The sequence below is a fragment of the Virgibacillus oceani genome (assembly GCF_041521345.1).
In the GTDB taxonomy this organism is placed as follows: Bacteria; Bacillota; Bacilli; order Bacillales; family Amphibacillaceae; genus Virgibacillus_N; species Virgibacillus_N oceani_A.
On the sequence record NZ_JBGOHB010000013.1, the window covers coordinates 80,014 to 91,154 of the forward strand.

12 protein-coding genes and 2 pseudogenes are annotated in these 11,141 nt (G+C 37.0%); 9 read left to right on the top strand and 5 right to left on the bottom strand.

The window, feature by feature from the left end; genetic code table 11:
• Window positions 1–135 precede the first annotated feature (135 nt).
• The 3 genes from vrrA (at window position 136) to ACDX78_RS11415 (ending at window position 1,888) form a co-directional block, all read left to right on the top strand.
• Window positions 136–633, top strand: coding sequence for a VrrA/YqfQ family protein (gene vrrA / locus ACDX78_RS11405; protein WP_486027959.1), 498 nt, complete (start codon window positions 136–138; stop codon window positions 631–633).
• A gap of 81 nt (window positions 634–714) precedes the next feature.
• Complete coding sequence (gene msrA / locus ACDX78_RS11410; protein ID WP_486027961.1) at window positions 715–1,677, top strand: peptide-methionine (S)-S-oxide reductase MsrA; 963 nt, start codon at window positions 715–717, stop codon at window positions 1,675–1,677.
• A 13-nt stretch (window positions 1,678–1,690) separates the two neighbouring features.
• Window positions 1,691–1,888 (top strand): DUF6501 family protein, encoded by a 198-nt coding sequence (locus ACDX78_RS11415; RefSeq protein ID WP_486027963.1) that lies wholly within the window; start codon window positions 1,691–1,693, stop codon window positions 1,886–1,888.
• A gap of 69 nt (window positions 1,889–1,957) precedes the next feature.
• Here the strand turns inward: ACDX78_RS11415 and ACDX78_RS11420 are convergent.
• From ACDX78_RS11420 to ACDX78_RS11430, 3 genes and pseudogenes are all read right to left on the bottom strand, one after another.
• Window positions 1,958–2,187, bottom strand: a pseudogene (locus ACDX78_RS11420) (peptidase M14); the annotation flags it as partial.
• A gap of 498 nt (window positions 2,188–2,685) precedes the next feature.
• The gene (blaI, locus tag ACDX78_RS11425) at window positions 2,686–3,072 is read right to left on the bottom strand and encodes a penicillinase repressor BlaI (protein ID WP_486027965.1); all 387 of its coding nucleotides are present in this window, start codon (window positions 3,070–3,072) and stop codon (window positions 2,686–2,688) included.
• Window positions 3,073–3,088: 16 nt separating this feature from the next.
• Complete coding sequence (locus tag ACDX78_RS11430; protein ID WP_486027967.1) at window positions 3,089–4,876, bottom strand: BlaR1 family beta-lactam sensor/signal transducer; 1,788 nt, start codon at window positions 4,874–4,876, stop codon at window positions 3,089–3,091.
• A 204-nt stretch (window positions 4,877–5,080) separates the two neighbouring features.
• Here ACDX78_RS11430 and bla point away from each other — a divergent pair, with 204 nt between their 5' ends.
• Both bla and ACDX78_RS11440 read left to right on the top strand, forming a co-directional pair.
• On the top strand, window positions 5,081–6,007 hold the full coding sequence (bla, locus tag ACDX78_RS11435; RefSeq protein WP_486027968.1) for a class A beta-lactamase: 927 nt from the start codon (window positions 5,081–5,083) through the stop codon (window positions 6,005–6,007).
• A gap of 77 nt (window positions 6,008–6,084) precedes the next feature.
• Window positions 6,085–6,261, top strand: coding sequence for a hypothetical protein (locus ACDX78_RS11440; RefSeq protein WP_486027969.1), 177 nt, complete (start codon window positions 6,085–6,087; stop codon window positions 6,259–6,261).
• Between the two features lie 247 nt (window positions 6,262–6,508).
• On the opposite strand, the gene ACDX78_RS11445 is transcribed toward ACDX78_RS11440, so the two are convergent.
• Window positions 6,509–6,793, bottom strand: coding sequence for a M14 family zinc carboxypeptidase (locus ACDX78_RS11445; protein ID WP_486027971.1), 285 nt, complete (start codon window positions 6,791–6,793; stop codon window positions 6,509–6,511).
• 522 nt (window positions 6,794–7,315) lie between these two features.
• On the opposite strand from ACDX78_RS11445, the gene ACDX78_RS11450 reads away from it, so the two are divergent.
• The 4 genes and pseudogenes from ACDX78_RS11450 (at window position 7,316) to ACDX78_RS11465 (ending at window position 10,056) form a co-directional block, all read left to right on the top strand.
• On the top strand, window positions 7,316–7,555 hold the full coding sequence (locus ACDX78_RS11450) for a ferredoxin family protein (protein WP_486027973.1): 240 nt from the start codon (window positions 7,316–7,318) through the stop codon (window positions 7,553–7,555).
• Window positions 7,556–7,906: 351 nt separating this feature from the next.
• Window positions 7,907–8,142, top strand: a pseudogene (locus ACDX78_RS11455) (hypothetical protein); the annotation flags it as partial.
• Window positions 8,143–8,212: 70 nt separating this feature from the next.
• On the top strand, window positions 8,213–8,389 hold the full coding sequence (locus tag ACDX78_RS11460) for a hypothetical protein (RefSeq protein ID WP_486027975.1): 177 nt from the start codon (window positions 8,213–8,215) through the stop codon (window positions 8,387–8,389).
• 137 nt (window positions 8,390–8,526) lie between these two features.
• Complete coding sequence (locus ACDX78_RS11465; RefSeq protein WP_486027977.1) at window positions 8,527–10,056, top strand: FAD-dependent oxidoreductase; 1,530 nt, start codon at window positions 8,527–8,529, stop codon at window positions 10,054–10,056.
• A 612-nt stretch (window positions 10,057–10,668) separates the two neighbouring features.
• Here the strand turns inward: ACDX78_RS11465 and ACDX78_RS11470 are convergent.
• Window positions 10,669–11,109 carry a PH domain-containing protein gene (locus tag ACDX78_RS11470; RefSeq protein WP_486027979.1) on the bottom strand — a complete coding sequence of 147 codons (441 nt, stop codon included), beginning with the start codon at window positions 11,107–11,109 and terminating at the stop codon, window positions 10,669–10,671.
• Between the last annotated feature and the right edge of the window lie 32 nt (window positions 11,110–11,141).

An 11,141-nucleotide genomic window follows, 5' to 3' on the forward strand; every position in this document is an offset into this window, starting at 1 on the left:
CGGTTTCCCGGGAAATAGTATTTCCTAATATATTTAATCACTATTAAAAACGATTTTGCTTTACAACAGCCTACACAATTTCTGATAAAATACGTACAATAATCCAGACTAATATATGCAAAGGCGGAGATATACATGTTTTTCCCAAACCAGCGTCCAGGTAATGTCATGCCTAACCAAATGCGTCCTCCAAGCAATTTTATGATGCCTGGAAGAACAATGAATACCATGCCCCAGGCAAATAACACACCGGGGATTTTATCACGTTTATTGAACTCTCAGTCTGCTGCCGGAGTTGCCACCCCAGGGGGAGGAGGACTGTCCGGTGCATTAAATAATGTACAGCAAGTATTAAATTTAGTGCAGTCTGGTGCCCCCCTTGTCCAGGAATACGGCCCAATGGTAAAAAATCTGCCTGCTATGTATAAAATGATGAAGGCATTTAAGGATATGGACTCTGGTGACAAATCAGAGGAAAGTTCCAAAGAATCCACAGATGACTTAGAAATTGAGTCTTTTGAGTCTATTGACTGGGAGAGCAGTGAAGAAAGTGGGGAAGAGGAACGAAATGGAAGGAGGGGAAAACGTGCACATAGCGGAAATGGGCAGTCTCTTCCGAAGCTATATATATAAAATAAGTCGCCACACTTGATTTTTTATACAATAAAAGAAAAAATAGAAGTAGTATTAATTTATACTATTGGAGGTGCAGAAATGGCTTCAAATATAGAAAAAGCTACATTTGCAGGCGGCTGCTTTTGGTGTATGGTAGAACCATTTGACGAGCGGCCGGGTATTATAAAAATAGTTTCAGGATATACAGGCGGAGATATCGAAAATCCGACATATGAACAGGTCGCTTCCAATGCAACAGGACATGTAGAAGCAGTGCAGATTACTTATGACCCGGAGATTATGTCTTACAAACAGCTTGTAGAAACATTCTGGCAGCAAATCGATCCGACTGATCCGGGCGGTCAATTTAATGATAGAGGAGAATCGTACGAAACAGCGATATTTTATCATGATGAAGAGCAGCGGAAGGTTGCAGAAGCTTCCAAGCAGGAACTGGAAGAAAGCAAAAAATTTTCAAAACCGATTGTAACAAAAATCCTTCCTGCTAAACCTTTCTACGAAGCTGAGGAAGAACATCAGGATTATTACAAAAAACAAGCTTTTCATTATCGTCTGTATAAGAAAGGATCCGGAAGAGAAGACTTTATTAAAGAAAATTGGCAAAAACCCGTTAACAAAGCAGATTTAAAAAAGAAGTTAACACCGATGCAATACCATGTAACACAGGAAAACGGAACGGAACGACCTTATCAAAATGAATATTGGGATAATGAAAAAGAAGGAATCTATGTGGATATCATCTCAGGGGATGTTCTTTTCTCTTCCCGTGAGCAGTATGATGCAGGCTGTGGGTGGCCAAGCTTTACCAAACCGGTCGATAATTATCAATTAGTCGAAAATATGGATACTACGCACGGAATGGTCAGGACAGAAGTCAGGAGCAAAAATGCCGATTCGCATTTAGGACATGTATTTGAGGATGGGCCAAAAGAAGCAGGAGGATTGCGTTATTGCATGAACTCTGCTGCCATGCGCTTTATCGCAAAAGAAGATATGGAAAAAGAAGGCTACGGAAAACATTTATATCTTTTCAAGGAATAGAGGGGGTTAAGGCGTGATTCATCTCAATTGGGAAAACAGGGAAAGCATTAAACAGATTAAATGTGTACATGCAGATGCAAAAAAGTTTATTGTGAACAGAAAATTAACTCCAGGTAAAACGTATGATGTAAAAAATGAAACCGATGCGTTTTATTTTATTGTGGATAACAGTAACCGGATAGGCGGATTCCTGAAAGAATACTTTGAATAAAATAAGCATATAAAAGAAAACTGTAAAAAGCAGACGGGGTATTATTTCTCCGTCTGCTTTTTTCTAAATTTAATTCAAATATAAATTGGCAAGCAGGATCCCTAAGCTTTTTTCATACATCTCCGGAAATTGCTCTACAGGCAGCGGGTTAACACCGCTGCCGAGTTCAACAGTAAATCCGGGTCTCCTGAAATCCTGTATGAACCAATCTTTATACCCTGCGAAACTATCAACGTATTGGACAGGAAGATAGCCGCTTACTCTTTCGTATCATTTACAATCTCTTCGGATTCCGGAGGAGTTTTGGTTATTATCAAATAAGTCTTTTAATTAAATCTAATGTTCGCATTACTCATCATGAATTAGAATCTTTGAAACAAGGAACCGTCATCCATCACATCGACCATAATAGTCCAACAATCAAATTACTAATTTAGTCCAAATTAGCAAATCAGATAATTCTCGTTTAGGTAACGGTAATAATTCCAATAAAGAAATTAAATGTTTAATGGCGGGAGAAACTTTTCACCAAAGAAAAAGAACCCTCAACACCTCAACCAAAGTTTTGAGAGTTCTAACCCTGTACAACAGGAAATGGTGGGGGGATCCCTTTCCTATCCATCATTGTAATTATAACATGAGCAGATAAAAGGCAGGTTCCCTCTCGTTGGCGACGGCAGTCGCTAGCGGCAGCGTAGAGAGAAAACCTGCCTTTAAAAACCGAATAATACATAAAGGAATAACCCCCCACTTCTAACAGGGGAGCAAGGATAAAGTGGCGAACATTTTATTAAAGGTTATTTTTTCTTTTTCGGTTTTTCATCTAAAATCGATTTTAATTCCTCAATATCTTCCTCGGATAAAGAATCTTCTTCAATAAACTGGACAAGCATTGATTTTACAGTACCGCCATATATTCGTTTAATGAAGGATTCTGCTTCTGCGCGCTGGCAATCATCCTGGGAATAAAGAGGATAGAAAGTATACACCCGATGCTCTTTATCGACATGGACAACGCCTTTTTGCACCAATCGGTCTAAAAGTGTGCGTATGGTCTTGGCTTTCCAATCTTTTTGCCCCTGCAAGGAGGTAATCACGTCATTTGCTGTTTGCGGCCACTTTTGCCACAGTACATTCATTACTTCCCATTCTGCTTCAGAAATGCTGGGTACTTTTTTCGTCATGTGTCTCACCCCGGTTTTATTCCTCATAAATTTGCTTATCATTTAAAATGGCTGAGGTTATTTCTGTTGCTACACTTCCAGAGGCATTATCCTCATCTTGAATATTGGTTGCAAAGAAATACGTGTTTGTTTCTGTTTCGACAAAACCAATAAACCAGCCGTTTATATCCTTGCCATTCACATTACCTGTTCCCGTTTTTCCATAGAGTGTAGCGCCGTTCTTTTCTTCCATTTGCAATGCATTTTTGACAGCCGCAATGTGGGCTTCCTGAAAGTCAAAACTATTGTTATAGAGTGACTGTAATAGCTCCACCTGTTCCACTGGTGAAATTTTCAAAGTAGATTCCAGCCAGTATTGTTCAAGACCTCCAGAAACATCCTGGTTTCCATAATGGATTAGGTTTAGATTGGATTGAATGCTATCTAGACCCATTTTCTGATCCAACTGCTTGAAATACCAATTAACAGAACGATTTAAAGCAGTTTCTAAATTTTGATCTTCATTCCATTGGTCATAAGGATGTTCGGTCCCATCCCATTCGATGGTATTCTGTTCCGGTGTTATGATGTTATCCTCTAATCCGAATAATGCACTATAGATTTTATAGGTAGAATCAGGAGAAACTCTCAACGTGCTCTTATCTTTATCATAGATATGATAAGCATCTTCCTGCATGTCATATAGAACAAAACTGCCATCGTAATTTTGAAAATAGGCACTGAGATCTTCTTCGTTTGTCTGTTCATGGTTAAAAGATGTATAACGATTATTGTCATTTGCCATCACAGAAGCAAGCGGAATCTGTGTGACTACAAATATTCCGACCAGCAAGAAAATTCCAATGCTTTTGGCATGCAATAATTTAGAGTCTGCTTTAAAGGAGGCAATTTCTATAATCCGTTTCTTTATTTGCTTTTTAGATCCATTTAATTGATTTGCCAGTTTATTGTACTTGTGACTGGGTGATTTATCGATAAAATGAATGATTGTACTTCCATATTTCTTATAGCTTTGGTCATCCAAAGAGGTTAATACAGCGTAATCACATGCAATCTCACGGTCCAGGCGCATTTCTTTAAATGCAATCCAAACTAAAGGATTGAACCAGTAGATGATTTGAAAGAAAACCATCAAATAGTTGGTAGGGATATCCTTATATTTATAATGGTTTAATTCATGTAAGAAGATATGTTTGATGTTATCTTTAGATAACCATTCTTCAAAATTCGCCGGTAATATAACAAAGGTTTTACGTAACCCGAATGTCAGAGGCGAACGTACTTCATCTGAAACGCCCAATATTATATTTTTTGAGATATTTAACTGTTGTTTAGATATTTTGAAAAGGTCAAGGATGTCTTTATTTTTCACTTGAGAAATAGACCTTTTAATTCCTTTTAATTTCAGCCATGCATGTATAGAAAGCCCGGTGAACACGAGAGCACCAGCAATCCATATTCCAGCGACAATCTCATTTAACAGCTCCGTATTTGTCTGGGTAACCGTTACGGAAAAATCCTGCATCCAATTTGCGTTTGTCCCCCCGGTTCCGAACGCCGTGTTATTTATGGAATCGGGACTACCTTCTATAGACTGACTGCCCGTAAATGCATTGAATAGATTGCCTGCAGGAATGAAGCGGGCAGGTATAAATGGAATGGCTAAAGCAACAAGCAATAGATACCATAGATTATATTGCCATTTAGCAGATAATTGCTTTTGGAATAGCTTTTTAATAAGCAAAATATACCCAACTGTAATGGAAGAAATGATGAAACCAGTAATAAGCGTCGTAATAAACATGCTTTTCGTCTCCATTCTTCATTGCGGTATAAACTTTTTACCGAAAGTTATTTTGAATTACATTTGTAATACATTAAATTCTAGCACTCTAAAGCGAAGTTATCAATCTTCTGAGAATAAAGGTAAAAATTGGAATTGACATATTTAGACTACATATGTAGTATTGTATTACGGTTGTAGTCAAAAAAATTAGGAGGATTTTAAATGATACATTTTCAAGATATTTTTAATAAGAGGTTATTATCCTTATTGTTATTTATTATCGTGATAGGATTAGCAGGCTGCTCTAATGAGGTGGAGAACAGTGATGAAAGTTCTGAAGTTCCAGAACAGGCACCTCAAAGCGAGGAAATTTTTAAAGAACTGGAAGATGAATTTGATGCAAGGCTTGGGGTGTATGCTATTGATACAGAATCTGATCAGACAGTTACCTATCGTTCAGATGAAAGATTTGCCTATGCATCTACTTTTAAGGTCTTAGCAGCAGGAGCCATTTTACAAACAAAACCAATGGAGGAATTGGAGAAGGTAATCACTTATTCTAAAGATGATTTAATAACGTACTCTCCTGTGACGGAGAACCATGTAGATGATGGGATGGAACTAAAAGAAATCATGGAAGCTGCTATTCGCTACAGTGATAATACAGCAGGAAATCTTTTATTGGAAGAGCTAGGAGGACCAGATGGACTGGAAGAAATATTAAGAGAAATTGGTGATGAAACAATAGAAGTAGATCGAATAGAGCCAGATTTAAATGAAGCAGTACCGGGAGATACTCAAGATACGAGCACCCCACAGGCACTTGCTGAAAGTCTGCAAAAATATGTACTAAGTGATTTGCTTCCTGAGGACAAGCGAGATTTGCTGACTGATTGGATAACAGGAAATGAAGCTGGAGATACGTTGATTCGCGCTGGAGTTCCGGAAGACTGGAAAGTAGGAGATAAGAGCGGAGCAGGGGGTTACGGCACAAGAAATGATGTCGCTGTGATATGGCCTCCTAATCAGAAAGAGCCAATTGTTATTGCTATCCTTTCCAGTCGTGATACAACAGATGCAGATTTTGATGATGCGTTAATCGAAAAAGCTACTGAGCATGTTATTGAACAGCTGCAGAGCGAACAATAATAGGAAGGTGGAAAATGTTAAGATATCAGAAGTGTTGGTGATTAAATAGAATTGGATTAGTTGGGGAGCCGTATGCGATGAAAGTCACACGTACGGTGCTAACAGGGGGAAAAGGGAGCGATAACTTCAAACTCTTACCTATCTGTATAATAAGAATTAAGTTTAGAAATTTAAAAGCTGCCTTAATGGCAGCTTTTTCCATTGAATTTGGAAGTAACAAATGTAATAAAATACTTAGAAAAGGAAATCGATAATCCTGCCTTAACGATGGGAATCTTAAACGAACTTAATTTTTTTATAGAAAACCTAGAAGATGAAATATAAAATTATATAGCACTAAACAGTTGCCATTAGGGGCAACTGTTTAGTACAAATGGGAAATGACTAACCTCCCCCACACTATGTTAGCTCATGTATCACCTCTTGCGTGGGGAGCATATTAATTTCCTAGGGAAATACACATTCAAATCCAATAGTAAGGCCGGTCTACAGCCTTTACCTTCAATGAATATAAGAAAAGCCGGATCTCCTTAGAGTAGGGAGATTCGGCTTTTCTATTCCAAATATTGTCTTAGCGTATATTTTCGTTAAAATGTTGGCTGTACCCCATTTATAAAACGATAAGCACAGGGGGGTGATCCACTCATTTGTATGAAAAGAACCATTTACGTGTACATTTTTTTCAGAACCCCTGCCAATCTGCAAATCTATAATTTCTTTACCCATCACAGATTTACCGATTACCTGCTGCGTAATAAACGGATACACTGAAGCTAATTTTTCCAAGTCTGACAGCATCGTTTCATAAGTGTAATAATTAGCATCCGAGATAATGAGATCGTTCACTTTTTGAGGCAAATAGATTTGTTCGTTTAATTGCAATTGGAGCGTGTCAATTTGTTGATTTAATGGCTATCCAAAGGGACGTTATTTGTAATGGAAATAGTCCATAAAGTGTCATTTGGCTGGATCGTATAAGGTTCAGGGACATAACCGGGAATCTTAATTTTTTGACCTATGGTTAATTATTCTATTAAGATGCCAGGATTGGAATCCTCAATCAATATGAAGGGGAGACCAAATAATTGACCATAATACCATAACATATCTCCACTTCTTACCGTGACCTCTATTCATTTCCCTCGTTCTTGGGCGGAATAGTAATCTCTAAGATAATCAGCACAGAAAAATGAATGATTTACTTGATGGACAAGCTTTTTTATTAAGTTTATTTTTTTTTCAAGAGAAATACGGTATACTGGTAGTAACTGACATAGATAATAATCATACTACTGAGGAGGAAGGCGAATGGCATTTATAATCACTTCACCGTGTATAGAAGAGAAATCAGGGGAATGTGTGGAAGTTTGCCCTGTTGATTGTATAGAAGAAGGAAAAGATATGTTTTATATTGATCCGGATATTTGTATAGATTGCGGGGCTTGTGAAGCAGTTTGCCCTGTAGAGGCTATTTACATGGAAGATGAAGTACCGGAAGAAGAAACGAAGTACATTGAATTAAACCGTAAATTTTTTGAAGAGCAATAACTATAAAAGTCGCTGCCTGCATAGGTTTAGCGGCTTTTTATATTATACAAGTTTATATCTGCCTCATCCAAATAAATACGATAGAATGAGTCAAACATTTTCTGAAAAAAATTGTCAATAATTAACTCGTTTTTTGGGCAAGCTGAATAAAGTAAGCGTCGGCATAAAAGTATGATATAAATCACTTAATTATTTGTACAGGTAATCTATACATGTTATTCTTACCACTAATTAACATTTTAGATTTTTCTAATATTAACTATAAACCTGTCATTTCGTTGGAGGTGCAATAAGAGTAAGCAATCTACGCCTTTGTGGAAGCGTTTATCGTACTTTGCAAAAGCAGAAAAGCTGAATGAGCAATATAAAAGATTTCCTGAAGACCGTACAAAAACGGAAAGGCATTACAGCAGAAGGTGGTAGCATGATAAAACGGTTCGCACTACACATGGTGTTAACTGTACCGGTTCATGCAGCTGGAAGGTCCACGTTAAGGATGGAATTATTGCCTGGGAAACCCAGGCGACGTATTATCCATCAACGAGGCCTGATAGCCTGAATATGAACCACGCGGCTGTCCAAGTGGAGGTCGACCGAAGATGAAAGCTTTTATAAAGAACTCCTGGAAAAAAACCGGAACTTGAAAGAGACGTACATATGTTATCCAGGGATCACGATCTTTTTCGGATTATTATAGGAAACATTAAAGAACAGTTAGAAGCAGAAAATAAAGTTACAAAAGAAATTTTAAATCAATTTCATGCATGGCTTGTTATCAAGGGAATTCACAATCAGGGAGAAGAAAATACACTGTTTAATGGAGATGAAGATTAACAGGATGATTACTGTCACAAAAAAATGTGGCATTTTTTATTTTTAGACATATTTTTAGCCAGAAAGGGAAAACTTTACAATAAAGTGGTACCAGAAAGGGAAAACTTTACAATAAAGTGGTAAAGGAGGAGAAATATTTGACTAAAGATCAAATGTCCCAGTTTCCCCAGTCTTATTGGCAGGATTCAGTAAACTTGGAAAGTTTCCCTAAGCTGGATCAATCTATCAAGGCAGATGTTGGAATAGTAGGTGGCGGTATTACCGGAATAACTGCAGCTTATCTATTAGCTAAACAAAATGTGAAAGTAGCACTGATCGATGCCAGTCAAATTTCAAACGGAACAACTGGCCACACCACAGCAAAAATTACTGCACAGCATGGACTTATCTATGATGAATTCATTCAGCATTTTGGAATGGAGAAAGCCCGGTTATATTATGAAGCAGGGAAGGAAGCAGGTAAATTAATTCAAAAATTAATAGAACACCATTCCATTGATGCAGATTTTTCGAATGAAGATGCATATATTTATACAAATTCCGACAACTATATGGATCAATTGGAGAAAGAAGAAAAAGCATATGATAAGTTAAACATTTCCGGGAAAGTAATGGATCAAATGCCACTGGATATACCGATAAAATCAGCGCTTATGATGGAAAATCAGGCTCAATTTCATCCTTTGAAATATTTAAGTGCTTTAGCAAAAGAATGTGTGAAACTTGGTGTACAAATTTATGAAAATACGACTGCGCTTGACGTTGAATACAATAAACACCCGTCCATTTTAACAGAGGATGGACATCGAATTAACTGCAGTTATATTATTTCAGCATCACATTTCCCATTTTACGACCGGCACAGTTTTTATTTTGCAAGAATGCACCCGGAACGTTCCTATATCATTGCGGTAAAATCATCAAAAGAATTTCCTGGAGGCATGTATATCAATGCAGAATCGCCCTCACGATCCATCAGAACAACATCAATAAATGGCGATGATTTGTGGCTGATAGGAGGAGAAAACCATAAAACAGGTCAGGGAAAATCGATGATCGAAAATTATAATGCACTACATGCATTTACAAAAAAACATATTCCCATCGAAGAATTCTCTTATCGCTGGTCAGCACAAGATCTCACTACAATGGATAAACTTCCATATATTGGTCCGATCACGAAAAGTGAAGAAAATATTTTTGTTGCAACAGGTTTCAGAAAATGGGGGATGACAAACGGTACCATTGCAGCAAAAGTAATCAGTGATTTGATAGTTGATAAATCCAGTCCATACGAAGATTTGTTTACACCATCCAGATTTCATGCGGATCCATCTTTGCGAAAGTTTATGAAAATAAATGCAGATTCAGCAAAACATATGATTAAAGGAAAATTTGATAATACGAAAGAACGTGTTCAGGATCTATCTGATGATGATGCTACAGTAACTAGAGTAAAGGGCAAACGAACCGGTGTCTACAAGGATCAGAACAGTAAACTTCATATGGTTGATACGACTTGCACCCACATGGGTTGTGAAGTCGAATGGAATTCCGGTGACCGGACCTGGGATTGTCCTTGTCACGGATCAAGGTTTTCTTATACTGGTGATGTAATTGAAGGCCCCGCTAAAAAACCATTGAAAAAAGTAGAATACAAAAAGTAAGAAAGCAAGCGATTACGCTTGCTTTTTGTATTTGCGTAATTTCAAACAAGAGCAATCGGATCTGCAGAAACGCTCATAGACAATAGTGATATTAGTGAATTCATTCACAATGTATAATGAAATAAATTTCAGTGTGTGTCATTTAACGATAATTAACATACCAGACTGGAGTTTTCTGGGTTTTTTAAAGCTAAAACCAGAGAAAGTTATTTATTAAATTAGATAAAGAAAATGTGCAAATAACATTAAAGAACATTAATATTGAGCTTAATAAAATGCTTACATGTATCAGGAAACAAGTTCTCTTTTGGAGGATGCTTACTTAAATTTTTTAATCCTCTGCAGCTTTAAACTTAAATATATGATCAATAACCACTGTGAAAAATCATCAAATTTAGGGTATGATTTTTGTTTCATCTCACTATCATAAGTACACTTGGTTTATGATACGGATTTAAATTTGGTTCCTATAATAAATATTATGTAAACTAGAAAATAAATAAAAGTAAGGCATATCTTTTAATATACCCCACCGTAATTTCTTTTGTTACTTTCGTGTTATTTTCGCAGTTTATCTCATATCATTCTGTTTATTCAAAAATGCTTAGATTATTACTTCTTATCCACTGTCTCTTTTTTAAGTTTTTTTAGGTGCTGATCCACTAAAATATCCGGATTAATCTCAAGCAGCATCTTTATGAATTTTTCCTCATTTTCCGGTGAAATTCTAACGAGGTCGTATTTACTGTAATCAATTTGAATCCGATCTGAGGATAATGCCGGTGCAGCAGCAAATCTGCTCTTCATTTTTCTGATGCTTCTGATGTCCTCAATTGGAACCGTTTGCCGTATAGGACCATATCGTATCTTTATTTTGTTGTCCATAATTCTATAATCTGTTTTAAACCAAAACCATAAAAGAAATACGGCCAATGGCAATATGACAACCGAGGATAGCGGATTGCCTACTATAGCTGGTATAAGAACACCGGCCATTGAGACTCCCCATAAAAGGCCGGTAATCCAGCCGTCTTTTTTAGAAGGGAATTGCATGATTCATTCCTCCAGTAGATTTTTCCATTAAA

Coding starts and splice junctions, on each gene's coding strand:
- msrA (WP_486027961.1), top strand. CDS start 715: ATGGCTTCAAATATAGAAAAAGCTACATTTGCAGGCGGCTGCTTTTGG.
- ACDX78_RS11430 (WP_486027967.1), bottom strand. CDS start 4,876: ATGTTTATTACGACGCTTATTACTGGTTTCATCATTTCTTCCATTACA.
- blaI (WP_486027965.1), bottom strand. CDS start 3,072: ATGACGAAAAAAGTACCCAGCATTTCTGAAGCAGAATGGGAAGTAATG.
- ACDX78_RS11450 (WP_486027973.1), top strand. CDS start 7,316: ATGGCATTTATAATCACTTCACCGTGTATAGAAGAGAAATCAGGGGAA.
- ACDX78_RS11470 (WP_486027979.1), bottom strand. CDS start 11,109: ATGCAATTCCCTTCTAAAAAAGACGGCTGGATTACCGGCCTTTTATGG.
- ACDX78_RS11440 (WP_486027969.1), top strand. CDS start 6,085: ATGAAAGTCACACGTACGGTGCTAACAGGGGGAAAAGGGAGCGATAAC.
- bla (WP_486027968.1), top strand. CDS start 5,081: ATGATACATTTTCAAGATATTTTTAATAAGAGGTTATTATCCTTATTG.
- vrrA (WP_486027959.1), top strand. CDS start 136: ATGTTTTTCCCAAACCAGCGTCCAGGTAATGTCATGCCTAACCAAATG.
- ACDX78_RS11460 (WP_486027975.1), top strand. CDS start 8,213: ATGTTATCCAGGGATCACGATCTTTTTCGGATTATTATAGGAAACATT.